We start from the raw sequence: 25,135 nt of genomic DNA, 5'->3' as shown, positions 1-25,135 counted from the left end.
CGAGGTTGGCGGGAGAAGCGCAGCCGTACATGGGTACGGCGAGCATCGCAGTGCCAAGATCGGACCGCGCAGTAGGATCGTGGGCAGGTTTCCTTAGAACAGGTCGGCTTCGAGTGCCATCAGCGTCGCGCCGCCGGCACGTGCCATGCGGATCTGCGAAGCCGTTTCCGGTAGCAGCTTGGCGAAATAGAAGCGTGCCGTCGCCAGCTTGACCTTGTAGAAGGTGTCGCCGCTGTTTTGCTTCTCCAGCGCGATCTTGGCCATGCGGGCCCAGAAGTACGAGAACACCAGGTGGCCGACCACGCGCAGGTACGGCACAGCGGCGGCGCCGACTTCATCCGGGTTGGCCATGGCCTTCATGCCGATTTCCATGGTCAGCTTCTGGACCTTGTCGCCGATGTCGGCCAGCGGGTTGATGAACTCCTGCATGGCTTCGTTGGTGCCTTCGGCTTCGACAAAGTCCTGCACCAGCTTGCCGAATTTCTTCATCTTGGCGCCCATGTCGCCCAGGATCTTGCGGCCCAGCAGGTCCAGCGACTGCACGGTGTTCGTGCCTTCGTAGATCATGTTGATGCGGGCGTCGCGCACGTACTGCTCCATGCCCCACTCGGCGATGTAGCCGTGGCCACCGAAGACTTGCATGCCTTCGTTGGTAGAGATGAATGCGTTGTCGCTCAGAAAGGCCTTGGCGATCGGGGTCAGCAGCGCGACCAGATCCGCAGCGTCCTTGCGCACGGATTCGTCCTCGTGCGACAGCTCGCGGTCGATCTGCAGGGCGATCCAGTAGCTGAATGCGCGGCCACCTTCAGCAAAGGCGCGCTGCGTCAGCAGCATGCGACGCACGTCCGGGTGCACGATGATCGGGTCGGCCGGCTTGTCCGGTGCCTTCGGGCCCGACAGGCTGCGCATCTGCAGGCGCTCCTTGGCGTAGGCGGCGGAGTTCTGATACGCGACTTCCGTCAGGCCCAGGCTCTGCATGCCGACGCCCAGGCGGGCGGCGTTCATCATCACGAACATGGCGTTCAGGCCCTTGTTCGGTTCGCCGACCATCCAGCCGCGGGCGCCGTCCAGGTTGATCACGCAGGTGGCGTTACCGTGAATGCCCATCTTGTGTTCGATGGAGCCGCACTTCACGGTGTTGCGCTCGCCCGGGTTGCCGCTGGCATCGGGGATGAACTTCGGCACCACGAACAGCGAGATGCCCTTGGTACCGCCCGGTGCATCCGGCAGACGCGCCAGCACCAGGTGGATGATGTTTTCGGCCAGGTCGTGCTCGCCTGCCGAGATGAAGATCTTCGTGCCGGTGATGGCGTACGAGCCATCGGCCAGCGGCTCAGCCTTGGTGCGCAGGATGCCGAGGTCGGTGCCGCAGTGCGGCTCGGTCAGACACATCGTGCCGGTCCACACACCCGACACCAGCTTCGGCAGGTAACGCTGCTTCAGCTCATCCGTGCCGTGTGCGTGCAGGGCTTCGTATGCGCCATGCGACAGACCGGGATACATCGTCCAGGCCTGGTTGGCCGAGTTCAGCATCTCGTACAGCGCATTGTTGATCAGGATAGGCAGGCCCTGGCCGCCGTATTCCGGATCGCAGCCCAGCGAGGGCCAGCCGGCCTCGACGTACTGCTGATAAGCCTCTTTGAAGCCCTTCGGTGCGGTCACTACGCCATCGCCGTGGTACGTGCAGCCTTCGCGATCGCCGGATTGGTTGAGCGGGAAGATGACTTCGGAGCAGAACTTGCCGGCTTCCTCGATCACCTGATTGATGGTGTCGGCATCGATCTCCGCGTGCTGCGGCATCTGCTTCAGGTGGTCCTCCACGCCGAGAAGCTCGTGGAGAACGAACTGCATGTCACGCAGCGGTGCGGTGTATTGACCCATCTTGCAACTCCTTGGTGTGTACTGTGCGACCGCTAGGTGTGCGATGCCGCATCAGGTTCGGTAAGACTGAATGAGTTTGTTAAGCGCCACCATGGCCAGCTCGGCGCTGTCGGGCAACCGCAGGAAGCGCGCATCGTGATGCAAGCCCAGCTCCAGGCTGTACATCTCGAACAGCATCAACCGCGGGTCCGCTTCCGCACGCAGATGGCCTTCTTCCTTGGCCTGCTCGATCGCGCGGGTCAATGCCGCCCGCCAGATCGTCACGCTCTTGACGAGTTCGTCGCGCACCGGACTCTCGGCACGATCGTCGTACTCCACCGCGCCGCTGATGTAGATGCAGCCTGTGGTCACTTCCTGAATGCGCTTTTCCATCCAGCGGCGCACCATGCTCCACAGACGCGGCAGACCGCGCGGTTCCGTCAAGCTCGGGTAGAAAACTTCCTGCTCGAACCGTTTGTGATACTCGCGGACCACTTCCACCTGCAGATCTTCACGCGAGCCGAAGTGTGCAAACACCCCGCTCTTGCTCATCTGCATGCGCTCCGCGAGCACACCGATCGTCAACCCTTCCAGTCCGTCGCGCGAGGCCAGTTCCAGCGCGGCATCGAGAATCGCCGCACGCGTCAGCTCGCCCTTGCGCATCGGCGTGGCAGCTGCGTGATTCGATTCATGACGAGCGGTTGGGTGACGCATGATGATTTCTCTCCGTTCTTTTCTGGGGCGCAACATGCTGAAAATTAGCGTCTTGGAGGGCGCCTTTTGCATGCCGGGCAGGACTGTAAACCAGCCTGCGCGAACACTCTAGCCCAAAATCGAACGGTCGTTCAATTATTTACAGCCGCCTGTTATGCGGCAAGTGTTTTATTAGAAAGCGCCATCTAAATGAAGGCGCTGCAAGGAATGTCATCGCACCGCAACCGGATTCCCGAAAAGCCTTTTGGATAAAGGCTTTGCAGGGTGTGCGCCGCACACAGAAAAGGCGTGCGGCGCAGCATGGCCAGAGGTATTTCTAGTGCTACCCATCAGTAAATAAAACGCACAGAAATCAGGCCGACGCGGCGGTCGCGCCCATGGGGCCACGGCGAAAGATACGTGCGTCCATCTCACGCAGATCGGGGGCCACGGCAACCTCGGCGGCGCATTGGTCGAGGACGTCGCGGTGCAAGTCGATACCGGGGGCGATTTCCGTCAGCGTGAGCCGGCGGCGGCCCTGCCCATCGTCACGCATTTCGAAGACGGCGCGCTCGGTGACGTAGCGCACGAGGATACCGGAGCGCGCCGCGTACTCCCCGTTAAAGGTCAGATGTGACACGGCCGGCACGATCTTCTTGAGCCGCCCTTCCTGCACGATGCGCAGCTTGCCGTCTTCGGCTTCGACCTGCAGACCGCCGGCGGTAAGGGTGCCCATGAACACGATGGAACGCGCGCTCTGCGTGATATTGATGAAGCCGCCAACGCCCGCAACGATGGTGTCGCCGCCCTCGCCGAACAGGCTCACGTTGACGTTGCCCGCGCCATCCAATTCGGCGAGGCCCAGGATGGCGAGGTCGATGCCACCGCCTTCGTAGAAATCGAACTGCGCGGGCTGGTCGACCACCGCTTCGGGATACGCCGACGCGCCAAAGCTCAACCCATCCGCCGGTGTGCCGCCAATAGGGCCGGCTTCCACCGTGAGCGTGAAGCCGCGCGCGCCCTCTTGTTCGGCCAACGCGCCCACGGCGGCCGGCATGCCCACGCCGAGGTTCACGACACTGGGTTGCTGCGCCATCAGTTCCAGCACGGCGCGGCGCTGCACCAGCGTGCGCGCATCGAGTGTGCCGTGCAGGTTGGCTTGCAGCGCGTCACTCGCCTCGATGACGTCTTCCTTCAACTGGATCGCCTCGCCTTGCCAGGGGCGGATATAGGTGGGATTGAACGCCTCGCCAAAGGTCATCTGGTGCTCGGCTTCGTCCTCGGCAACGACCACGTAGTCGACCAGGATGCCCGGCACATGGATCGCCTGCAGGTTGTCGTGCCGATCCACCAGCCGCCGCACCTGTGCGATGACGATACCGCCCGAATTGCGCGCCGCTTGAGCCATCGCCAGCAACTCGTGATGAAAAGCTTCTTCATGCGTGCTGATGTTGCCCCGCGGGTCGGCCGATGTACCGCGAAGGAACACGCAATGCAGCGGGAAGCTGGGGTAGAACAGATAGTCGTCACCGCGAAAGCGTTCGTACTCGACCCATGATGTGCCGGCAGCGCGTGCCGCCTTGGCGCGCGCGTTGATGGCGCCACCGTGATAACGCGCATCCAATTCGGTGCGCGGGTCGACGAAGGTGTGCAGGCCGATCTTCGTCAACACGCCGGGCTTGCCGCCCGCGATGGCGCGGTACAAATGCGTGAGCACACCCTGCGGTAGGTTGAACGCATCGCATTGCTCGGCGAGTGCCAGGTCGGCCAATCGCGTGGCCGAGCGCCAGTGGCCACCGACCACACAACGCGTCATGCCGGCGTTGCCGAAGTGGTTGACACCGCGCGTGGCGCGATCGCCCTGCCCTGCGGAGTAGACGAGCGTTAGATCACGCGGCTCGCCGGTCGCCAGGAAGCGGCGTTCCAGCGCGTGTGTGATGGCCTCCGCGTGGCCAGCGCCGACAAAGCCCGCGCAAGCGACCGTCCACCCAGGCTGCACTAGCCGCGCGGCGGCATCTGCTGTGATGACTTGCATGTCTCCTCCGATATCGTTTTATTCTTGCTGACGGCGTTGCCGCTAATAGTGGGCGGCCCGCCCGCTGATGATCACGCCCAGGCGGACGATCTGGTAAGCGCACCAATCCGTGGCGCGCCACCACCAGCGCCGCGCGGCGTGCGCGTCGGCCAGCACCGGACGGGCGTGATAGTCGATGGCGTGCTCCAACGCTCCGCGCAGCCGGCCTGCCACTTCAGCATCCCACGCCACCACATTGGCTTCGCGCGCGAGCAGCAAGCTGAACGGGTCAATGTTGCTGGAGCCGACCGTGGCCCAGCGGTCATCCACGACCGCCACCTTGGCGTGCAGAAAGCTGGCGGTGTATTCGTAGATCTCCACGCCGTCACGCAGCAGCATGTGGTACAGCGAGCGCGTTGCGTAGTGCTGCAAGCGGTATTCGACTTGTCCCTGCAACAGCATGCGCACCCGCACACCGCGCCGCCTGCATGCCGCCAGCGCACGCATGAATCGCACGCCCGGCAGAAAGTACGCGTTGGCGATGATCACCTCATGCCGCGCCGTGCCCAGCGCGCGCAGATACTCGCGTTCGATCGCGCGCCGGTTACGCACGTTGTCGCGCAGCACCAGGGACGCCAACACCGTACCCGGCGCCCGTTCGCTTTGCCGCCCCGATGCGCCACGATGGCGTGGGCGTGGTGTATCGGTGATCACTGGAAAATCGGCGGCGACGCCCGTCACGCCCACCTCGCGTACGCCAGCGCGCACGCCCATCTGCCACCACAGCCGGTCGACCGTCAGCGCAATCTGCGCGACGAGCGGCCCACGCACCCGCACGGCAAAGTCGTAGCGCGGCCCCAGCTCTGCGTCATTGAACGGCGCATGGTTGAAGTCATCGATGATGTTGATGCCGCCGACGAATGCCACGTCGTCATCCACGACGGCGATTTTGCGATGCAGCCGCCGCAGGTATCGACGCTGCAAACGAAAGCCGCGTACCGGACGATAAATGCGCAGCGTCACCCCCGCCGCTTCCAGCATCGCCGCGATACTCGCGGGCAGCAGGCCGGTGCCGAAGCCGTCGATGGTGAGGCGGACCTCCACGCCACGCTGTGCGGCGCGGGCTAGCGCCTCGGTCACGCGATGGGCGGTCGCATCATCGGTGTAGATGTAGGTTTCGAGCGCCACGCGGCGTTGCGCGACGTCGATGGCTTCGATTAAAGCGGGGAAGAATTCTGCGCCACCGCACAGCAGGTCGACGTCATTGCCGGGCAGAGGTTTGCCGCGCCGCCACTCGGAGCGTAGCGGACCCGCATCACGCACGACCCTCATGGGCGCGCCAGTTCCGCCATCAGGGGCACGTGGTCGGAGCGCTGCGCCCACTCACGGCCGGTCAGCGCGTGCGCCCGCTCAATGTCGAAACCGCGCACGTAGATGCGGTCCAGCCGCAGCCACGGCATGTGGCTGGGGAAGGTACGCACGGGGCGCGCATCTGCGGCGCGGTCTGCTACCTCGGTGGCGTCCAGCGCTTGGCAGATCACGCGGTCGAGCCGGTTGTTCCAGTCGTTGAAATCGCCGGCCACCACGAGGGGGGCATCTTGCGGCACCACGGATCGCACACGTTCAATGAGCGCCTCCGCCTGCCGCTGTCGGCTGCGCGCAAACAGGCCGAAGTGCGCGCACAACAGATGGACCTCGCCGAAGCCGAGGTCGGTCACGGCATGCAGCAGCCCGCGCTGTTCAAAGCGGTGGTCAGAGATGTCCAGATTCTCCGACAGCAGAATCGGGAAGCGCGACAGGATGGCGTTGCCGTGGTGCCCATGCTCGTACACGGCATTGCGGCCATAGACGGTGTGCGGGTACACGTCGGTCGCCAGATAACGCAGTTGCGTGTAGTTCGGGTCGAATAGCTCGGCGGCGACCAGGCGGTCGTTGCGGTCCTGCACTTCCTGCAGAAAGACGATATCGGCGTCCATGGTGTGCAGGCCCTGCCGCACGTCATGTACGCGCACGCGCCGCGCAATGCCCGTCACGCCTTTGTGGATGTTGTAGGTGGCGACGCGCAAGCGGAGCATGTCAGACCTGATCCTTCGTCAATGCAGCCTGGCGGGCGTTGTAGGCAGCCAGGCGCTCGGGCAATTGCAGGATGGCTTCGGCGTTGCTGCGCGAAAAGCAGCGTGCAGCAGCCTCTTCATAGGGCAGCCATTCGGCTTGCACGTGTTCGCGCGGCGACAACCGCACCGGCACCTTGGCGTTCACCAGCAGGCCGAACCAATGTTCAGTGTTGCGCGTGACGCCCGGCGCGTAGCGGTGCCGCCAGTGCGGGTAGATCTCGTATTCGATGTGGTGGCCCCAATCGATCAGATGATGCCGCGCCGAGTCGATGCCAGTTTCTTCCAGCGCCTCGCGGCGGGCCGTGTCGGCCAGGGGTTCATCCAGCGCATCGCAACTCCCGGTGACGGACTGCCAGAAACCGGGGTGGTCCGCCCGTTCCATCACCAGCACATGCAAATCCGGCGTGTGGATGACGACGAGGACGGAGACAGGAATCTTGTGCGACATGGCGGGGTAGCAACGGACGGCACGGGTGGCCGCAAGCCCATAGCTTACCGCAGGCAGGCGCACGCCACGGCCATGCCCAAGCAATCCGCGGACCGCCCCGGCCCGCCTGCGCCATTACGCCGCGCGCAAAGGGCCTTGGCCGGTACGTGTGCGCGTCAGCCAGAGCACCGCGTCGTCGGCGGCATGCTCGTGACCGAGCTCGTGGCGCACCGCGGCAATCAGGCGATCCAGCATCGCCGTGTAGTCTTCGGCCGCGCGTTGGGACTGCACCCATAGGCCCTCCGCGCGGTCGGCGAGTTGTTGGCGGAGCGCGGCGAGGTGCGTGGTCAACTCGCGCTCGCGGGTGCCGAGAGCATTGAATTTCTGGATGAGGAAACGCTGCACCTCGGTCTGCTCCGATTGCGCGTTGGCCTGCTCGAAGCGCACGACGATGGCGGAGGTTTCTCGCTCGATGCGCTGGAGTTCATCACGGCCATCGCGCTCGGCGGTTTCGAGCGCCTGCAGGGCGCGGCGCTCGGTCAGCAAAGCGCGCACATGTTCGGCAAAACAACGTTCGGCCGCCAAGTGCACTTCGGCCAGCGCTCGTGGCGTGTCGTACACCAATGGATGCACCGGCGCCTCTGGAGCAGCCGCCGGCAACTCGGTATCGGGCACGCGCAGGTTGGGCACCAAGTGCAGCCAGTGCAAGCGGTCGGTAGACAAACGACTCAGAGCGCGCAGTGCCTCGCTCAACCTAACAGTCGATGCAGCCGGTGCCAGCCCCGCCGAGTGCCCGCTCTGCGCGGCGGCTGCAATCTCGGGCACGCATGCTGCGACGGTGGTCGCCACCGCTTCCGTCATGGCAATGGCTGCCCTGCGGGTACCTCGGCGAATCTCGATCCATGCCACGAGCATCACCACCAGCGCCGCAATCAGCCAGGTCAGCAGAAATTCGGCGTGCGCCACCACCCAGGTGCGCATGAAATCGATGAAGTCCATCAGAACACCCTCCTTCTTGTCACCCCACGTGACTGCGGCGAAAGAGAGTGTGTAGCAAGCGTCGTTCCTGCATCGAAACGCACGCCCAAAAAGAAACCGCGCCGCCCTTTGCAGGCGGCGCGGTTGCTGTACAGCTTGAAACGACGGGGGTCAGGCCGTGGTCGCGCTCGTCGGTGCAGCCACCTTCGCTTCGGCGGCGCGCAGACGAATGTGCAATTCGCGCAATTGTTTCTCGTCGACCGGGCTCGGGGCCTGCGTGAGCAGATCCTGCGCGCGCTGCGTCTTCGGGAAGGCGATCACATCGCGGATCGAATCGGCACCGGCCATCATCGTCACAACGCGGTCCAGACCGAAGGCAATGCCGCCGTGCGGAGGCGCGCCGTACTGCAGTGCGTCGAGCAGGAAGCCGAACTTGGCACGCGCTTCTTCCTCGCCGATCTTCAGGGCGCGGAACACCTTGCTCTGCACGTCTTCACGGTAGATCCGCACCGAGCCGCCACCGATTTCCCAGCCGTTGAGCACCATGTCATACGCCTTGGCGATGCACTTGCCCGGATCGGTTTCCAGGTATTCCAGGTGCTCGTCCTTCGGGCTCGTGAACGGGTGGTGCATGGCCACCCAGCGCGCGTCTTCCTCGTCGTACTCGAACATCGGGAAGTCCACCACCCACAGCGGCTTCCAGACGTCTTCAAACAGGCCGGCGTTCTTGGCGAAGTCGGAGTGACCGATCTTCAGGCGCAGCGCGCCCATCGCGTCGTTCACCACCTTGGCGCGGTCTGCGCCGAAGAACAGGATGTCGCCATCCTGCGCACCGCTGCGCTTGAGGATCTCGGCGATGGCCGCGTCGTGCAGGTTCTTCACGATTGGCGATTGCAGGCCGTCGCGGCCCTTGGCCACTTCGTTGACCTTGATCCAGGCCAGGCCCTTGGCGCCGTAGATTTCAACGAACTTGCCGTAGGCGTCGATATCACCACGCGACAGGGCAGCACCGCCCGGCACGCGCAGGGCCACCACGCGACCGCCTTCGGCATTGGCCGCAGCCGAGAACACCTTGAAGTCGACGTCCTTCATGGCGTCGGTCAACTCGGTGAATTCCAGTTTGACGCGCAGGTCCGGCTTGTCCGAACCGAAGCGGGCCATCGCCTCGCGGAACTCCATCACCGGGAACTTGGCATCCAGCTCGACCGACATGGTGTTCTTGAACACCGTGCGGATCATCTCTTCAAACAGGTCGCGGATTTCCTGCTCGTTCAGGAACGACGTTTCGCAGTCGATCTGAGTGAATTCGGGCTGGCGGTCAGCGCGCAGGTCTTCGTCGCGGAAGCACTTGGTGATCTGGTAGTAGCGGTCGAAACCCGACACCATCAGCATCTGCTTGAAGAGCTGCGGCGATTGCGGCAGCGCGAAGAACTGGCCGGCGTTCACACGCGAGGGCACGAGGTAGTCGCGCGCGCCTTCGGGCGTGCTCTTGGTCAGCATCGGCGTTTCGATGTCGATGAAGCCCTTGTCGTCCAGGTACTTGCGCACTTCCATCGCCACCTTGTAGCGCAGGCGCAGGTTGTACTGCATCTGCGGGCGGCGCAGGTCCAGCACGCGGTGCGTCAGGCGCGTGGTTTCCGACAGGTTGTCGTCGTCCAGCTGGAACGGCGGCGTGACGGAGGCGTTGAGCACGGTCAGCTCGTGGCACAGCACTTCGACCTTGCCGCTGGCGAGGTTGGCGTTGGTGGTGCCTTCCGGACGGGCGCGCACAACGCCCTTCACCTGCAGGCAGAACTCGTTGCGCACGCCCTCTGCCACCTTGAACATCTCCGGGCGGTCCGGGTCGCACACGACCTGCACCAGGCCTTCACGGTCGCGCAGGTCGATGAAGATCACGCCACCGTGGTCACGACGGCGATGGGCCCAGCCCGACAGCGTGACGCTCTGGCCGAGCAGTTGTTCGGTGACCTGACCGCAGTATTGAGTACGCATTTGCATGTTGTGGTTTTCCGCGAAGCGCGCCGCCAACAGAGCGTCGCGCGTGAAAGTTGATCGAGAGGGCCGGAGGGATCAGTGCGCGCTACCGGCCAATTGCATTGACTTAAGGAGCTGATACGGCGCCGCCAGCATCGGGCAGCGCGCTCGGATTCGAAGAGTCGCGCGGCACGCTGTGTTGCGTGCCAGCCGGCGACCGGTCCTCCGTCTGTGGCGATGCATCGGGTGGGTCCATGCGGCGCGGCAGCGCTTCAGGCGCCACTACCCCCATCGACACGATGTACTTGAGCGCCGCATCCACCGTCATGTCCAGCTCGATGGTGTCGGCCTTGGGCATCATCAGGAAGAAGCCCGAAGTCGGGTTCGGCGTGGTTGGCACGTACACGCTGACGTACTCGCCCTGCAGGTGGTTTTCGACATCACCGCCGGGGCGGCCGGTCAGGAAGGCGATCGTCCACGAGCCTTCGCGCGGGTACTGCACCAGCAGCGCCTTGCGGAACGCATTGCCATTGGACGACAGCAGCGTGTCGGAGACCTGCTTCACGCTCGAATAGATCGGCCCGACCACGGGAATGCGACCCAGCACCGCTTCCCACCACGTCACCAGCTTCTGGCCGATGAAGTTGTGCGCCGCCACGCCCACGATCAGGATGAACGCCAGCGTGAGAATCGCGCCCACGCCGGGAATACGGTGGCCGAAAAGCTGATCCGGCTGCCACGCTGACGGCAGGAGCGCCAGGCTCTGGTCCATCGTACCGATGATGAGCGACAGCACCCACAGCGTGATCGCAAGCGGGACAAGCACCAGAAGACCGGTCAGGAACCACGTCTTGAGTGCGCTGGTTTTCTGTTTCATGGGGCGATGGACCGAGGAGTCTGGAACGCGATCAGTGGCACGCGCAGGACGTGCCGCAACCGCCGGAGGCCGCCGGAGCGGCGCTGGCCGTGCTGGACGAAGCGCTCTCAGACGAAGCAGCCGGTGCGGCGGCCGGGGCAGCAGCGTCCGTCTTCGCTGCCGTGCCCGTGGCGGACGCGCCGCCCGAGCCACCGCGGAAATCCGTCACGTACCAGCCCGAACCCTTGAGCTGGAAGCCGGCCGCGGTCAGTTGCTTCTTGAACGCAGGCGCGCCGCAGGCGGGGCAATCCGTCAGCGGCGCGTCGCTCATCTTCTGCAGCACATCCTTGGCGTGGCCGCAGGCGTCGCATCGATAAGCATAGATCGGCATGGTGTCCTCACCCTGGAACAAACGAAATTCGAGAAAACGATGGAAATGCCCGCGCAGGCCGCGAACAGAGCGCCGGAAACGCGCACAGGCTCGCGATAGATCGGGGCAACTGCGTGCAACACAAGTGCCGCCACGCAAAGCCTTGAATTATAAACCCTTTCGAAGGGATTCCCGACCGCGGATGCGAAGCTTGCGATGGCAGCGCGCCACAAAGTGGCACGCCGCGCACGCCCCCACACCGGGGGCGATCAGGCTTGCGTGGCCGCCTTGGTGGTCGGCGCGCGGTTCTCGATCCACTGCGGGCCGAGCGAACCCAGGATCATCGCGCCAAGGCTAGCCAGCAGACCCACCAATTGTGGCGGCAGCATCGCATTCGGCACGAAGACCTCGCACCAGATCCATGCCACCAGACCGAGGATGATGGCCAGCAAACCGCCCTGCTTGGTCGCGCGCTTCCAGAACAGGCCGAACGCCAGGGGCACAAACGCCGCCACCAGAGTGACCTTATAGGCACTCTCCACCATATGGAAGATCGAGAGCTGCGAATTCAGCGCAAACAGCGTCACCAGCGTGGTAAAGACCAACACCACCGCCTGCATCACGCGCAGGAAGCGCTTGTCGTCCATGGCAGGCAACAGCGGGCGCAGCACATTCTCGGCAAAGGTGACCGACGGCGCCAGCAGCGTAGCACTGGCGCAGCTCTTGATGGCCGACAGCAGCGCGCCAAAGAACATCACCTGCGCGACCAGAGGTGCGTGTTCCAGCACCAGCTTGGGCAGGATGAGTTGCGAATCGGTGTTGATGTATTTCTCGACCATGGCTGGGTCGATCAGCGTGGCGGAATACGCCAGGAACATCGGCACGAAGGCGAACAGGAAATACAGCACGCCGCCCAGTACCGAGGCCGTCCCGGCAATGCGTTCGGTGCGCGAAGAGGTCACGCGCTGGAACACGTCCTGCTGCGGAATCGAACCCAGCATCATGGTGATCCAGGCCGTCACAAAGCCGATCACCTCGAGCGGGTTGAACGCCGGCCAGAACGCAAACTTGCCCGAGGCCGCCGCATGCGACACCACCGTGCCCACGCCGCCGGCCTGGCCCGAAACTTCCCAGCCGATGTACAGCATGCCGATCACGATGATGATCATCTGGATGAAGTCGGTCACCGCCACCGACCACATGCCGCCAAACAGCGTGTAGACGAGCACGCTACCCGCGCCGATCACCATGCCCAGGTCTTGCGAGACGGCGCCATCCGACACGGTATAGAACACCAGGCCCAACGCCTTGATCTGCGCCGCCACCCAGCCCAGATACGACACGACGATGCACAGCGTGGTCAGGGTTTCGGCCACGCGGCCGAAGCGGTTGCGGTAGAAGTCGCCAATGGTGAGCAGGTTCATGCGGTACAGCGGCCGCGCGAAGAACAGGCCTACAAGCACCAGGCAAAGGGAAGAGCCGAACGGATCGGCCACCACGCCGTGCAGACCGTCCTTGAGGAACTCGGCGGGGATGCCGAGCACGGCCTCGGAGCCGAACCAGGTGGCGAACACCGTGGCCGTCACCACCGAGAACGGCAGGCCACGGCCCGCCACCGCAAAATCGGCCGTATTGCGCACGCGAAGCGCCGCCCACAGGCCGATCCCGACCGAAATCACCCAGTAAACAATGACAAACCAGATCAGCATGGCACGCGCGAAAGAGGCAGGAATCCCGTCGGCGGCTAGGCGCCGGGCGAAGTGGCCGGATTATAGCGATGGGACCTCACCCCGGGGCATTGGTGCGACCACGAATGCGCCCTGCCCTGCCACTTTTTTACGCGCCGGCCCCGGATGGGCATCTGCGGGCTTTTCGGGATGGCCGTCGATGTTGCTTCGCACCAACACTGGCCGCCATCACCGCGCAAGTTCAGGTGCTACGGCGCCGCCAGACCTGCCAGCGCTCGCGCCCGGCGAACACCGGCATGGAATCGGCTTCGGCGATAGGCGTGTCGCTGAGTCGCTCGAAGGCGGGTGACAACAACGCGTCCAACTCGGCTTGCGTGGTTTCGAACGGCGGGCCTTTGGGCACCGCCTCCCGCCCCTCGACCACGGCAAAAAAGCCGGCCAGCAAACCGCCGGGCGGTAGCAGCTTTGCAACCTGCGCCGCGTAGTCCGGCCACAGTCGGCGCGGCATCGCGCACAGAAAGGCGCGCTCGTAAATCCACTGCACCGGCCGGCGCGGCGCAAAGCGGAAGAAATCCGCCAGCTCCACCACGTCGCCATGCGGGCCGAGTACGGCCTTGGCCGAAGCGACAGCACTCGGCGCAAAGTCGATTGCCGTGACGGGCCAGCCGTGCTCGGCCAACCAGCCGGCTTCGTAGGCGTTGCCGCAGCCGGGAATCAGCGTGGAAAGCGGCGCGGGCTGCGCTTGGATGAATTGCAGGAAGGCCGCGGGCACGCCGTTCGCATCCCAGGGCGTGTGTTCACGGTCGAAGCGCTCGTCCCAGAAAGCGGGGTCGGCGGCGTCGCGGGACTGGAAGACGGGCGGTTCGGCCATGGCGTTAAGAAAAGATCTGGAGATCAGTAACGGGCCATCCAGGTCAGCACATGCGTCGCGATGATGCCGACAGCAAACCCGCCGACGAACAGCAACGCGGCCGACAACAACCGGTTGGTGCGCTTTTGCTCAGCCAGCAGCGCGGTCAGCGCGGTGGTGTGCACCTTGCCGTCGTCGCGGGCGTGGCGGTCCAAAATCTGGTGCACCAGGCGCGGCAGATCGGGCAGCTTGTTGGCCCACTGGGGCGCCTCCACCTTCAGACGCTCGACAAAACCGCGCCAGCCGATCTGCTCGTGCATCCAGCGCTCGAGGAACGGCTTGGCGGTCTTCCACAGGTCCAGGTCCGGATCGAGCTGTCGACCCAGGCCTTCCACGTTGAGCAACGTCTTTTGCAGCAGCACAAGCTGCGGCTGCACTTCCACGTTGAAGCGGCGCGAAGTCTGGAACAGGCGCATCAGCACGAGCCCCAAGGAGATCTCGCCGAGCGGTCGGTCGAAATACGGTTCGCAGCAGGCACGAATCGCGCCTTCGAGCTCTTCCACGCGCGTCTCTTCCGGCGCCCAGCCGGACTCGATATGCAGCACCGCCACGCGGTGGTAGTCGCGCTGGAAGAACGCCAGGAAGTTCTGTGCGAGGTAGTTCTTATCGAACTCCGACAATGCCCCGACGATGCCGAAATCCAACGCGATATAGCGGCCCAGCGTCTCGGGCGCCACGCTCACGAGGATGTTGCCTGGGTGCATGTCGGCGTGGAAAAAACCGTCGCGGAAGACCTGCGTGAAGAAGATCTCCACGCCGTCGCGCGCAAGCTTGTGCATGTCGACGCCAGCGGCGCGCAGCTCTTCCGTGTGCGAGATCCGCATGCCGTGCATGCGCTCCATCACGAACACTTCCGACGTGCACCAGTCCCAGAACACCTCGGGCACCAGCAGCAAATCGGAGTTGGCGAAGTTGCGCCGCAACTGGCTGGCGTTAGCCGCCTCGCGCATCAGATCCAGCTCGTCGTGCAGGTATTTGTCGAACTCGGCGACCACCTCGCGGGGCTTCAGGCGCTTGGCATCGGCCCAGAGCTTTTCCATCCACGTGGCCAGGTCCCGCATCAGCGCGAGGTCACTGTCGATGACGGGCAACATGCCCGGGCGCAGCACCTTCACCGCCACCTCGCGGCCATCGCACGGGCCGCCGCGCAGCGTGGCGAAATGCACTTGCGCAATCGACGCGCTCGCCACCGGGTGATGATCAAAACGATGGAACAGCGCCGACAGCGGCTTGCCCAGCGATTTCTCGACGATGGCGGCCGCCACCTTCGGATCAAACGGCGGCACGCGATCCTGCAGCTTGGCGAGTTCATCGGCCACATCAGGTGGCAGCAGATCGCGGCGCGTCGACAGCACCTGCCCGAACTTCACGAAGATGGGGCCAAGCTGCTCAAGCGCGAGGCGCAGGCGCACGCCGCGTGGCAGCTTTGGCTTGCGCCCCAGCGTCAACAGCCACACCAGCGCACGAATGCGGCGGCTCTTGAACCCCGACAGCGCGAGTTGATCCAGCCCGTAGTACAGGATGACGAAAACGATCTTGCCCAACCGGAAGAAGCGCGTCATGCCGATTCACCCGCGCGTGCCTTCGAGGTTGCAGGGCGCGCGAGCGTTTCGAGTCGCTCCAGGCGTTTGGCGAGGCGCGCCTCCGCATCACGCAGCGCAGCCACATCAGCGGCAAATTGCGCGAGGCGTGCATGGCGCACCAGTGTCGGCTGCTCATCGGTCAGGTACGACGCCACGGATTCCGCCAGCGAGCGTCCAACGCGCGTGACCTCGGTGCGTGCGGCCTGCACACCGCTCACCATGCGCTGCGCGATCACGTCACCAAACACGCGCGACAAATCCTCTGCCGCATCCCAGCGCAGATTGCGCAACAACGTGGACAGCACGTTGGCAAACTCGGCTTCGCCTTCAATGCGTACGTGCTTGAGCACGGCGGCCTGGCCGCCTGTCGCGTATTCGCTCGCCGCCGCAGCCAGCGGCACCACCACGGTTACGGCGGGCTGCACATCCTCCTTGGGCGCCTCGGGCATCGTGACGAGGCCTGCGGAATCCACCTGCAGCGTCACCGACACCGGCGCGAGATCAAAACGCGCGGCGCGGCCGGCAAATGGACGCAGCGTCTCCTGCGCCCAGGGCTCCTGGCGCAGCAGATGATTCAGCGCGAGCAGCAACGGCTGCATCAGCACAAGCGGAAACGAAGACGAAGTAGCAGTCGAAGACATGCGGCAAGGGTGCGCAAAAGCGGCCAGAAACAGGCGGGTGACGGGCAACGAAAAGGGCCCGAACCGAATGGTCGGGCCCTATTTTACGGGCAATGCAGAAACGGCCGTTTTGCGCCGCTTCAAGCCTTATTTTTCATCAAGGCAGCATCACTGCAATTGCTGGATACCCGCCAGTACCCAGCCACCCGCGCCTTGCGTCGGCTTGGTGAGGTTCCAGACCTCGGCAAACGGCTGGGCTGGTGCGTTGGCTTCTTCGCGAATCATGCCCGAGAAGCGCACGCTGGCCAGGTACTCGGTGGCCTGCGTCTCAATGCCAAGCATTTCGGCCTCCACCGAAACCACGTCGGTCTTGTTCGGCGTGGTGCCGCGATCCGCCAGGTCCATTTTGATCTCGGCGAACATCTCCGGCGTGGTGAACTCGCGGATGTCGTTCAGGTTGCCGGCGTCCCATGCGGCCTGCAGGCGGATGAAATAGACCTTGGCGTTGCGCAGGAAGGCTTGCGTGTCGAAATCGGCCGGCACGCCCCACGGCTGTTGCGGTGCCGCTGCGGCAGCTTGTGCGTTGACGGCGGGCTCGACCGGACCACCCAGGTTCCACGATTGTGCGGCCGTCGGCGCGCCAGCGCCCAGACCCGACGTGTTACCGCTGTTGAGCGACGCTGCCGCCGGAGTGGAAACCTGCGGAGCCGGTGCGGCCGGTTGCGGCACATACGGCTCGCGGTCACCACCCAGCGACGGACCACCCGTGGCATACGCCGGACCTTGCGGACGGCTGCCGCGCACCTTGCGGATGATCCACATCACCACAAAGGCGACCAGGGCAATCAGGATCAGGTTCGAGAGGAGCGAAGCCAAGCCTGCACCCAGACCGAACTTCGATAGCAGATAGCCGATGCCCAGACCTGCGGCCAGACCGCCCAGCATGCCACCCCAGTTGCGCCCAGGCTTTGCGGCCGGCGCGCCCGGAGCGGGTGCTGCCGGCGAAGGTTGCGCGGCCGGTGCGGCCTGCTGCGTGGGCGAAGGCGTCGTTGCCGGCGGCGTCTGCTGACGCTGCGTCACTGTGGACGACTGTTTGCCGATGCTGCGGCTGCCGCCCATGCGTTTGGCGTTGGCGTCCAGCGCCGTACCGAATGCGAGCGTCGCAACCAGCGCGCCCGCCATCAATTTTCCACCCCAATGCAAACTCATCGCTGTCTTCTCTCCAATAGGCAGTGACGCCATTAGATGAAGACGTCAACGCCGAATTCAATGTGAGGATCGTGGCATATCGCCGCAGCGGGCTGCATCGCCCATCCGGTGGACCGATGAAAACCGCTCAGAGGCGACGACCGACGTGCAGTGCAACGACACCCGCCGTCAGGTTGAAGTATTCGACCTTGTCCAATCCGGCCTGTTCCATCATCTGCTTGAGCGTTTCCTGATCCGGGTGCATGCGGATGGACTCAGCCAGATAGCGGTAGCTCTCTGGATCGCCCGCCACCTTGCTGCCCAGCCACGGCAGTACCTTGAACGAGTACACGTCGTAGGCCTTTTCCAGCGGCTGCCACACCTTGGAAAACTCCAGCACCATCACCTTGCCGCCCGGTTTGACGACACGGCGCATCTCGGCGAGTGCGCGATCCTTATGCGTCATGTTGCGCAAGCCGAATGCCACTGTCACGACATCGAAGTAAGCATCTGGAAAGGGAATGTGCTCGGCGTCGCACAGCGCAGTGGGTGTGAGCACGCCGGCGTCGAGCAGACGATCGCGGCCGACGCGCAGCATCGACTCATTAATGTCGGTCAGCCACACCTCGCCGGTGGGGCCGGCCTGGCGCGCAAAGGCCTTGGCCAAGTCACCCGTGCCACCGGCGATGTCGAGCACTTTGTAGCCGGGGCGCACTGCTGCCTGGGCGATGGTGAACATCTTCCACACGCGGTGCAGGCCGCCAGACATCAAGTCGTTCATCACGTCGTACTTGCTGGCGACGGAATGGAACACACCGGCAACCTTGCCGGCCTTCTCGCGCTCGTCGACCTGCTCGAATCCGAAGTGGGTTTTGCTCATGACAGAAAGGGATGCGGAAAGCGGCGCAAGCGTGCCGCGAAGTGAATCGGGAATCAGTGGCTGTGGCCGCAGGCGTGGCCGGCGTTAGCGGCCATGGGGGCATCACGGTCGAGGCCGGCGGCGGCGAGGCGGTCGAGATACGCCTGCCACAGCGCATCGTGTTCAACGCCGAGGCGGTACAGATAGGCCCAATCGTAGATGCCGGAATCGTGGCCATCGGAGAACAGCGGCCGGATCGCGTAGTTGCCGACCGGCTCGACGCCGACGATGCCGACGTCGCGCTTGCCCGTTTGCAGCACTTCCTGCCCCGGCCCGTGCCCCTGCACTTCGGCCGACGGCGACAGCACGCGCAAGTACTCAAATGGCAGGCGGAACTGCTTGCCATCGGCAAAAGCGATCTCCAGCACGCGCGATTGCGTGTGCACGGTCAAGCCAGTCGGGTGCGGGGTGTCGGCGGAAAGTCCGGCCATGAAAAACGTCTCGTTGAGTCAAAAAGCTGTGTTTCAGGAAGCCGCCAGCGCCACGTGCGCGGGCTCTTCCACCACCCGATAGCTTACCGCAGTCAACGGGTCGCCCTCGGGGATGTAGCGCAGCCGGCGATGGTGGAATCGTGCCACGGTGCTGCGGTGCGCCACGCTGACGATGGTCACGTCGGGCATCGATTCGAGCATCAGGCTGTACATGAAGGCCTCGGTGTCTTCATCGAGTGCGCTGGTGGCCTCGTCGAGGAAGAGGTAGTCCGGACGCTGCAGCAAGGCGCGCGCGAAGGCCAGGCGCTGCTGCTCGCCGGGCGAGAGGCGCAGGCTCCAGTTGCTGACCTCGTCGAGCAGATCGACCAAAGCCGGCAGGCGGCAAGCGCTCAGCACCTGCGTCAGGCGCTCGGCGGTGTATTTGGTGGCGAGATCGGGGTACGACAGCGCATCGGCCAGCGTGCCGGACGGCAGGTAGCTGCGCTGCGGCAGGAACAGCACGCGGGCGTCGTCAGGGATTTCGATGCGACCCGTGCCGTACGGCCAGATGCCGGCGACGGCCCGCACCAGCGTGCTCTTGCCGCAGCCCGACGGGCCGTTGACGAGCACGCGCTCACCGCGCGCGAGGGTCATGTCGAACGGTTCGACCAGCAGGTCGTCCGGCTTACGGTTCGGCAGGTTCAGCGCCAGGCCACGCGCCTCGATGGCCGGCACGGCAGCGGTTTCGACCTCGACATCACGTACGCCGGCGCGGTGTTCCTCTTCGCGCTCGGCGGCGCGGATCGCGCGCTGGAATTCGATCAGACGGTTGGTGGAGGCCTTCCAGCTCACCAGCGTGCGGTAATTGGTGACGAACCACGACATGGCGTCCTGCACCTGCCCGAAGGCCGTGGCGACCTGCATCATCCCGCCCAGCGTGAGCGTGCCGCCAAAGTAGCGTGGCGCCGATACCAGAAACGGAAAGATGATGGCGAACTGCGCATAGCCGGAACTGGCGAAGGTCAGCCGCCGCGTGTAGTCCATCAACTGGTTCCAGTTGGTGCGGATGCGCTCGAAGCGGCCACGCAGAATGGCCTTCTCGGTCGGCTCACCGCGGTACAGGGCAATGCTCTCGCTGTTCTCACGCACACGCACCAGTAGGAAACGGAAATACGCTTCATAGCGCTCTTGCTGGAAGGAGAGCCCGATCAGCGGCCGCCCCACGAAGTGAATGATCACCGAGCCCACAATCGAATACAGCAGCGCAAACCACACCATGTACCCGGGGATGACGAAATCGCGCCCACCCAGGCTGAATGCGAGGGGCCCGGACACAGCCCAGAGGATGCCGAAGAACGACACCAGCGTGACCGCCGAATTCAGGAAACCGAGCGCCAGCGTGAGCGTCGCATCGGTGAAGTTGCGCAGGTCGTCGGCGATCCGCTGGTCGGGGTTGTCGGCGGTGTGGGTCTGCTCCAGGCGGTAGAACGCCTGCTTGCCCAGCCAATCATCGAGAAAGCTACCGGTGATCCACGTCCGCCACCGCATCTGCAACATCATGGAGTAGTACAGCCGCATGATCGAGCCGAAGATCAGCAACGCGGCAATCCACGAAAAGCGGCCCAGTTGCGTCCAGAATTCGCCGTAGTTCTTCTGCTCCAGCGCGTTGTAGAAGAGCCGGTTCCAGTCCGTGAACAGCACGTTCATGTAGACCAGAAACAGGTTCAGGCCGATCACCAGCGCGAGCAGCCCCCAAGCCTTGTGGCGATCTTCCGAGAACCAGTACGGGCGAATCAGTTGCCACGTCTCGGACAGATTCAGCCGGCCGTGATGGACATTCAGCTCGGCAATGGAGTCTTTGTGGGAATCGGGCGTGGCGGCGGTGCGCGGTGTCGTCATGGCGATATCGATAGCGGTGGCACGACGGAAAGAGAATCTGACGGCCTGCGCGCCATGAGGGTTCCGTGCAGGACGTGGTGAAGCGTTACCGGCGGTAACCGCTCAGACGTCGGCAAGCGCCGATTGCAGCGCGTACGACAGCGCCGGCAGCTTGGCCGTCAACTCGGCCATGCGCGCGGCATCCGGCTCGCGTTGGGCGGGGCCCCATACGGCTTCCGGAAAATGCGTGTCCCACCGATAGCGCGGAATGACATGCCAGTGCAGATGCGGAACGAAGTTGCCGAAGCTGGCGAGGTTGATCTTGTCCGGCGCGAGCTCTGCGCGCAGCACGCGCTCTACGCGCGTGACAACCTCCATCAGCCAGTGGCGATCGGCGTCGGACAAATCGGTCTGCTCGGCGACGTGGTCATTCCAGATGACGCGGCAGAAGCCCGGAAAGCGCGCGTGCTCCACCAGCACCACGCGCGCCCGGGCGTTGCGCCAGACGGGCTCGCCGCCGTCGGTCTCGCACAATGCGCAGTCGGGTGCGCGCTGGCCCGTCGACACAGCCGTCACACCAGCACCCGCTCGATGCCGCCAGCGTTGGCGTGCTTGACGTAGTCTTCCAGCCACGTCTCGCCGAGCACGTGGCGCGCCATTTCGACCACGATGTAATCGGCTTGCACCGACGCATCTTCGCTATAGCGCGACAGGCCCTGCAGACACGACGGGCAGCTCGTGAGGATCTTCACGTCGCCGCTGAACGCCTGACCGTTGCTATCGGTGCGCAGCTTGTCGGCGCCCTTGCGCATTTCCTCTTCCTTCCGGAAGCGGATCTGCGTGGAGATGTCAGGGCGCGTCACGGCCAGCGTGCCAGATTCACCGCAGCAGCGATCGTTCTTCTCGATCGCGCTCACCTTGCCATCAGCACCCTGGTTGCCGCCCATGAGCTGGTTGACCAGCTTGGTCGGGTCCATCGTCTTGATCGGCGTGTGGCAGGGGTCGTGGTACATGTACCGCGTGCCTTGCACACCGTCGATCTTCACGCCTTTTTCCAGCAGGTATTCGTGAATGTCGATGATGCGGCAGCCCGGGAAGATCTTGTCGAATTCATAGCCGGCGAGCTGGTCGTAGCACGTGCCGCAGCTCACCACCACCGTCTTGATGTCGAGGTAGTTGAGCGTGTTCGCTACGCGGTGAAACAGCACGCGGTTGTCGGTGACGATCTTCTCAGCCTTGTCGTACTGGCCAGTGCCGCGCTGCGGATACCCACAGCACAGGTAACCGGGCGGCAGCACGGTCTGCACGCCCGCGTGCCACAGCATCGCCTGCGTGGCCAGACCGACCTGCGAGAACAAGCGCTCCGAGCCGCAGCCCGGGAAGTAGAACACCGCTTCGCTGTCGGGCGTGGTCGCCTTCGGGTTGCGGATGATCGGGACGATCTCGTTGTCCTCGATGTCCAGCAGCGCGCGCGCCGTCTTCTTGGGCAGGTTGCCCGGCATCTTCTTGTTGATGAAGTGGATCACCTGCTCGCGCACCGGCGCCCTGCCCACCGTGGCGGGCGGATGCGCGGTCTGCTTCTTGGCGAACTTCTTCATCACCTCGTTGCCCAGACGCTGCGCCTTGTAGCCCCAGTCGATCATCACCTTGCGGGTGAGGTTAATGGTCTCGGGGTTGGTCGCGTTCAGGAAGAACATCGACGCGGCGGTGCCAGGGTTGAACTTCTTCTGCCCCATCTTGCGCAGCAGGTTGCGCATGTTCATCGACACGTCGCCGAAGTCGATCTTGACCGGGCACGGCGTCACGCACTTGTGGCAGACCGTGCAGTGGTCGCCCACGTCGGCAAACTCTTCCCAGTGCTTGACCGACACGCCGCGGCGTGTCTGCTCTTCGTACAGGAAGGCCTCGATGAGCAGCGAGGTGGCGAGGATCTTGTTGCGCGGGCTGTACAACAGGTTGGCGCGCGGCACATGCGTGGCGCACACCGGCTTGCACTTGCCGCAGCGCAGGCAGTCCTTGATCGACTCCGAAATGGCGCCGATGTCGCTCTGCTGCATGATGATCGACTCGTGCCCCATCAGGCCGAACGAGGGCGTGTAGGCGTTGCGCAAGTCGGCGGCCAGCCCTTGCGGGTCGTTCACGTCGCGCAGCAGCTTGCCCTTGTTGAAGCGGCCGTTCGGATCGACGCGGCGCTTGTAGGCCGCGAAGTCGGCGATCTCGTCGTCGGTCAGGAATTCCAGCTTGGTGATGCCAATGCCGTGCTCGCCCGAGATCACGCCGTCGAGCGAACGCGCCAGCGTCATGATGCGGGCCACCGCCTTGTGGGCGTCCTGCAGCATGTCGTAGTCATCCGAGTTGACGGGGATGTTGGTGTGCACGTTGCCGTCGCCGGCGTGCATGTGCAGGGCCACGAAGACGCGGCCACGCAGCACCTGCTTGTGGATCGCCTGCGCCTCGTCGAGGATCGGCTTGAACTCGCCGCCGTTGAAGATCTTGCGCAGCTCGGCGCGGATTTCCGCCTTCCACGACACGCGAATCGTGCGGTCTTGCAGCAAGTGGAACAGGTTAGCGTTCGGCTGGTTGACCAGACGGTCGTCGATGGTCTGCGCGAGGTAGCCCAGGCCCAGGCCGATGAGGCTGGCGCGCGCCGTGGTGACCGGCGTGTCGAGATGGTCCAGCAGGTACTGCCAACGGGCGCGCGTGGCACGCAGCAGTTGCTGCGCCTGTTGCACGCGGTCTTCCAGCAACTCGGCGCTGGGGATCTCGTTGGCGTCGTCGGTGCGGCCCAGCGGCAGGTTGCTGCCAGCAAAGAAGTCGAGCAGCGCGTCGGTTAGCTTGAGCTTGTTCTTGATCGACAGCTCGATGTTGATGCGCTCGATGCCGTCGGTGTACTCGCCCATGCGGTTGAGCGGGATCACCACGTCTTCGTTGATCTTGAAGGCGTTGGTGTGCTTGGAGATGGCCGCCGTACGCGAGCGGTCAAGCCAGAACTTCTTGCGCGCTTCGGGGCTCACGGCCACAAAACCTTCGCCGCTCTTGGCGTTGGCGAGGCGAATCACCTCCGATGTGGCGCGCGCCACGGCGTCGTCGTCATCACCGACGATGTCACCGATCAGCACCATCTTCGGAAACGCATTGCGCTTACTCTTGGTCGCGTAGCCGACCGCGCGCAGGTAGCGCTCGTCCAGATGCTCCAAGCCGGCGAGAATGGCGCCGCCTGGCTTCTTGGTTTCGCCGTCGAGGTAGTCCTTGATTTCCACGATGCTCGGCACCGCATCACGCGCCTGACCAAAGAACTCCAGGCAGACGGTGCGGATGAACTTCGGCATGCGGTGCAGGATCCAGCGCGCGCTGGTGATGATGCCGTCGCAGCCTTCCTTCTGCACGCCGGGCAGGCCGGCCAGGAACTTGTCGGTGACGTCCTTGCCGAGGCCTTCCTTGCGGAATTTGCGGCCCTCAATGGTGAGCGTCTCGGTGCGCAGCAGCTTGCTGCCGACCGGCGCATCGCCGTCGAACCACTTCAGCTCGAACGTCACCACGGGTGCGTCGTGAATCTTGCCGAGGTTGTGGTCGAGGCGCGTGACTTCGAGCCAGTTGCCGTCCGGATCGACCATGCGCCACCAGGCGAGGTTGTCCAGTGCAGTGCCCCACAGCACGGCCTTCTTGCCGCCAGCGTTCATGGCGACGTTGCCGCCGATGCACGAGGCGTCGATCGACGTCGGGTCCACCGCGAAAACGAGGCCGGCCTTTTCAGCCGCTTCCGCCACGCGGCGCGTGACCACGCCGGCGCCCGAATAGATGGTCGCCACGGGCTGGTCGACGCCCGGCAGATCGGTCATCTCGACCGCATCCAGGCGCTCCAGCTTTTCGGTGTTGATGACAGCCGAGAACGGCGTGAGCGGCACGGCGCCGCCGGTGTAGCCGGTGCCGCCTCCGCGCGGGATGATGGTCAGACCTAGCTCGAAGCAGCCCTTGACGATGCCGGCGATCTCTTCTTCCGTATCGGGCGTGAGCACCACGAACGGGTATTCGACGCGCCAGTCGGTGGCGTCCGTCACGTGCGAAACACGCGACAGGCCATCGAACTTGATGTTGTCCTTGGCGGTGACGCGGCCGAGCACCTTCTGCGCGCGGCGGCGCAGGTCATACACCTGGGCGAATTCTTCCTGGAACGCCTTGACGGCGCGGCGGGCATGCACGACCAGTTGCTCGACCTTGGTCGCGCGCACGTCGCCTTCCGGGTCGTGGTGCGAATCGTGATCCGCCACGCGGCGCTTCTCGATCTCCGCCAGGCGGTGATTGAGCGCGTCGATCAGCATCTGGCGGCGCTTGGGCGTCTCGAGCAGGTCGTCCTGCAGGTACGGGTTGCGGCGCACCACCCAGATGTCGCCCAGCACTTCGTACAGCATGCGTGCCGATCGGCCAGTGCGGCGCTCGGCGCGCAACTCGCTCAGGATCTGCCACGCAGATTCGCCCAGCAGGCGGATGACGATTTCCCGATCCGAGAACGAGGTGTAGTTGTAGGGAATCTCGCGCAGCCGGGGCGCAGCGTCGTGCGCCGTGAGTTTGGCGTCGATCAGAAGTGGGGCATTCATGGCGTGCCGCTGGGGAGGGAGCGCGGCAAAGAGAGCCCGAGCCGCGCGGTCTTTAAAG

20 protein-coding genes are annotated in these 25,135 nt (G+C 64.4%); all 20 read right to left on the bottom strand.

The window, feature by feature from the left end; translation table 11 throughout:
- Window positions 1–93 precede the first annotated feature (93 nt).
- The 20 genes from ACN9M1_RS02015 to ACN9M1_RS01920 all read right to left on the bottom strand — a co-directional run bounded on the left by ACN9M1_RS02015 (window position 94) and on the right by ACN9M1_RS01920 (window position 25,077).
- On the bottom strand, window positions 94–1,881 hold the full coding sequence (locus ACN9M1_RS02015) for an acyl-CoA dehydrogenase C-terminal domain-containing protein (protein WP_426396953.1): 1,788 nt from the start codon (window positions 1,879–1,881) through the stop codon (window positions 94–96).
- 51 nt (window positions 1,882–1,932) lie between these two features.
- Window positions 1,933–2,523: a TetR/AcrR family transcriptional regulator gene (locus ACN9M1_RS02010; RefSeq protein ID WP_199032971.1), complete on the bottom strand. Its 591-nt coding sequence runs from the start codon at window positions 2,521–2,523 to the stop codon at window positions 1,933–1,935.
- A gap of 403 nt (window positions 2,524–2,926) precedes the next feature.
- On the bottom strand, window positions 2,927–4,588 hold the full coding sequence (locus tag ACN9M1_RS02005; RefSeq protein ID WP_426396951.1) for an acyl CoA:acetate/3-ketoacid CoA transferase: 1,662 nt from the start codon (window positions 4,586–4,588) through the stop codon (window positions 2,927–2,929).
- A gap of 42 nt (window positions 4,589–4,630) precedes the next feature.
- Window positions 4,631–5,899, bottom strand: a complete 1,269-nt coding sequence (gene clsB / locus ACN9M1_RS02000; protein WP_426396949.1) for a cardiolipin synthase ClsB — start codon at window positions 5,897–5,899, stop codon at window positions 4,631–4,633.
- Window positions 5,896–6,642 carry an endonuclease/exonuclease/phosphatase family protein gene (locus tag ACN9M1_RS01995; protein WP_426396947.1) on the bottom strand — a complete coding sequence of 249 codons (747 nt, stop codon included), beginning with the start codon at window positions 6,640–6,642 and terminating at the stop codon, window positions 5,896–5,898. Before ACN9M1_RS01995 ends, clsB begins: the two co-directional genes overlap by 4 nt.
- A 1-nt stretch (window position 6,643) precedes the next feature.
- The gene (gene nudB, locus ACN9M1_RS01990; protein ID WP_426396946.1) at window positions 6,644–7,129 is read right to left on the bottom strand and encodes a dihydroneopterin triphosphate diphosphatase; all 486 of its coding nucleotides are present in this window, start codon (window positions 7,127–7,129) and stop codon (window positions 6,644–6,646) included.
- A gap of 114 nt (window positions 7,130–7,243) precedes the next feature.
- Window positions 7,244–8,110 (bottom strand): hypothetical protein, encoded by an 867-nt coding sequence (locus tag ACN9M1_RS01985; protein ID WP_426398910.1) that lies wholly within the window; start codon window positions 8,108–8,110, stop codon window positions 7,244–7,246.
- 147 nt (window positions 8,111–8,257) lie between these two features.
- Window positions 8,258–10,084, bottom strand: coding sequence for an aspartate--tRNA ligase (gene aspS, locus ACN9M1_RS01980; protein ID WP_426396944.1), 1,827 nt, complete (start codon window positions 10,082–10,084; stop codon window positions 8,258–8,260).
- Between the two features lie 103 nt (window positions 10,085–10,187).
- The gene (locus ACN9M1_RS01975; protein WP_426396942.1) at window positions 10,188–10,937 is read right to left on the bottom strand and encodes a DUF502 domain-containing protein; all 750 of its coding nucleotides are present in this window, start codon (window positions 10,935–10,937) and stop codon (window positions 10,188–10,190) included.
- A 31-nt stretch (window positions 10,938–10,968) separates the two neighbouring features.
- Window positions 10,969–11,307, bottom strand: a complete 339-nt coding sequence (locus ACN9M1_RS01970; RefSeq protein ID WP_426396940.1) for an FmdB family zinc ribbon protein — start codon at window positions 11,305–11,307, stop codon at window positions 10,969–10,971.
- A gap of 248 nt (window positions 11,308–11,555) precedes the next feature.
- On the bottom strand, window positions 11,556–12,995 hold the full coding sequence (locus tag ACN9M1_RS01965) for a sodium:solute symporter family protein (RefSeq protein ID WP_426396938.1): 1,440 nt from the start codon (window positions 12,993–12,995) through the stop codon (window positions 11,556–11,558).
- A 220-nt stretch (window positions 12,996–13,215) separates the two neighbouring features.
- Entirely contained in the window at window positions 13,216–13,845 is a 630-nt protein-coding gene (locus ACN9M1_RS01960) for a methyltransferase domain-containing protein (protein ID WP_426396936.1), read from the bottom strand.
- A gap of 23 nt (window positions 13,846–13,868) precedes the next feature.
- On the bottom strand, window positions 13,869–15,446 hold the full coding sequence (gene ubiB, locus ACN9M1_RS01955; protein ID WP_426396935.1) for a ubiquinone biosynthesis regulatory protein kinase UbiB: 1,578 nt from the start codon (window positions 15,444–15,446) through the stop codon (window positions 13,869–13,871).
- Complete coding sequence (locus ACN9M1_RS01950; RefSeq protein ID WP_426396933.1) at window positions 15,443–16,108, bottom strand: ubiquinone biosynthesis accessory factor UbiJ; 666 nt, start codon at window positions 16,106–16,108, stop codon at window positions 15,443–15,445. The genes ubiB and ACN9M1_RS01950 overlap by 4 nt, the downstream gene beginning before the upstream one ends.
- A gap of 147 nt (window positions 16,109–16,255) precedes the next feature.
- Entirely contained in the window at window positions 16,256–17,296 is a 1,041-nt protein-coding gene (locus ACN9M1_RS01945) for a Tim44 domain-containing protein (protein ID WP_426396931.1), read from the bottom strand.
- Window positions 17,297–17,423: 127 nt separating this feature from the next.
- Window positions 17,424–18,155, bottom strand: coding sequence for a bifunctional demethylmenaquinone methyltransferase/2-methoxy-6-polyprenyl-1,4-benzoquinol methylase UbiE (gene ubiE, locus ACN9M1_RS01940; RefSeq protein ID WP_426396929.1), 732 nt, complete (start codon window positions 18,153–18,155; stop codon window positions 17,424–17,426).
- Between the two features lie 53 nt (window positions 18,156–18,208).
- On the bottom strand, window positions 18,209–18,625 hold the full coding sequence (locus tag ACN9M1_RS01935; RefSeq protein WP_426396927.1) for a gamma-butyrobetaine hydroxylase-like domain-containing protein: 417 nt from the start codon (window positions 18,623–18,625) through the stop codon (window positions 18,209–18,211).
- 33 nt (window positions 18,626–18,658) lie between these two features.
- Window positions 18,659–20,503, bottom strand: coding sequence for an ABC transporter ATP-binding protein/permease (locus tag ACN9M1_RS01930; protein ID WP_426396925.1), 1,845 nt, complete (start codon window positions 20,501–20,503; stop codon window positions 18,659–18,661).
- Window positions 20,504–20,605: 102 nt separating this feature from the next.
- Window positions 20,606–21,058, bottom strand: a complete 453-nt coding sequence (locus tag ACN9M1_RS01925; protein WP_426396923.1) for an HIT family protein — start codon at window positions 21,056–21,058, stop codon at window positions 20,606–20,608.
- Entirely contained in the window at window positions 21,055–25,077 is a 4,023-nt protein-coding gene (locus ACN9M1_RS01920; protein WP_426396922.1) for a DUF3683 domain-containing protein, read from the bottom strand. The genes ACN9M1_RS01925 and ACN9M1_RS01920 overlap by 4 nt, the downstream gene beginning before the upstream one ends.
- Between the last annotated feature and the right edge of the window lie 58 nt (window positions 25,078–25,135).

The organism is Ralstonia sp. R-29, from assembly GCF_049913345.1.
Classification (GTDB): domain Bacteria; phylum Pseudomonadota; class Gammaproteobacteria; order Burkholderiales; family Burkholderiaceae; genus Ralstonia.
Note: the sequence above shows the minus strand (reverse complement) of the source record. Positions and strands in the feature narration are given on the sequence as shown.

Coding starts and splice junctions, on each gene's coding strand:
- ACN9M1_RS02015 (WP_426396953.1), bottom strand. CDS start 1,881: ATGGGTCAATACACCGCACCGCTGCGTGACATGCAGTTCGTTCTCCAC.
- ACN9M1_RS02010 (WP_199032971.1), bottom strand. CDS start 2,523: ATGCGCAAGGGCGAGCTGACGCGTGCGGCGATTCTCGATGCCGCGCTG.
- ACN9M1_RS02005 (WP_426396951.1), bottom strand. CDS start 4,588: ATGCAAGTCATCACAGCAGATGCCGCCGCGCGGCTAGTGCAGCCTGGG.
- clsB (WP_426396949.1), bottom strand. CDS start 5,899: ATGAGGGTCGTGCGTGATGCGGGTCCGCTACGCTCCGAGTGGCGGCGC.
- ACN9M1_RS01995 (WP_426396947.1), bottom strand. CDS start 6,642: ATGCTCCGCTTGCGCGTCGCCACCTACAACATCCACAAAGGCGTGACG.
- nudB (WP_426396946.1), bottom strand. CDS start 7,129: ATGTCGCACAAGATTCCTGTCTCCGTCCTCGTCGTCATCCACACGCCG.
- aspS (WP_426396944.1), bottom strand. CDS start 10,084: ATGCAAATGCGTACTCAATACTGCGGTCAGGTCACCGAACAACTGCTC.
- ACN9M1_RS01975 (WP_426396942.1), bottom strand. CDS start 10,937: ATGAAACAGAAAACCAGCGCACTCAAGACGTGGTTCCTGACCGGTCTT.
- ACN9M1_RS01970 (WP_426396940.1), bottom strand. CDS start 11,307: ATGCCGATCTATGCTTATCGATGCGACGCCTGCGGCCACGCCAAGGAT.
- ACN9M1_RS01965 (WP_426396938.1), bottom strand. CDS start 12,995: ATGCTGATCTGGTTTGTCATTGTTTACTGGGTGATTTCGGTCGGGATC.
- ACN9M1_RS01960 (WP_426396936.1), bottom strand. CDS start 13,845: ATGGCCGAACCGCCCGTCTTCCAGTCCCGCGACGCCGCCGACCCCGCT.
- ubiB (WP_426396935.1), bottom strand. CDS start 15,446: ATGACGCGCTTCTTCCGGTTGGGCAAGATCGTTTTCGTCATCCTGTAC.
- ACN9M1_RS01950 (WP_426396933.1), bottom strand. CDS start 16,108: ATGTCTTCGACTGCTACTTCGTCTTCGTTTCCGCTTGTGCTGATGCAG.
- ACN9M1_RS01945 (WP_426396931.1), bottom strand. CDS start 17,296: ATGAGTTTGCATTGGGGTGGAAAATTGATGGCGGGCGCGCTGGTTGCG.
- ubiE (WP_426396929.1), bottom strand. CDS start 18,155: ATGAGCAAAACCCACTTCGGATTCGAGCAGGTCGACGAGCGCGAGAAG.
- ACN9M1_RS01935 (WP_426396927.1), bottom strand. CDS start 18,625: ATGGCCGGACTTTCCGCCGACACCCCGCACCCGACTGGCTTGACCGTG.
- ACN9M1_RS01930 (WP_426396925.1), bottom strand. CDS start 20,503: ATGACGACACCGCGCACCGCCGCCACGCCCGATTCCCACAAAGACTCC.
- ACN9M1_RS01920 (WP_426396922.1), bottom strand. CDS start 25,077: ATGAATGCCCCACTTCTGATCGACGCCAAACTCACGGCGCACGACGCT.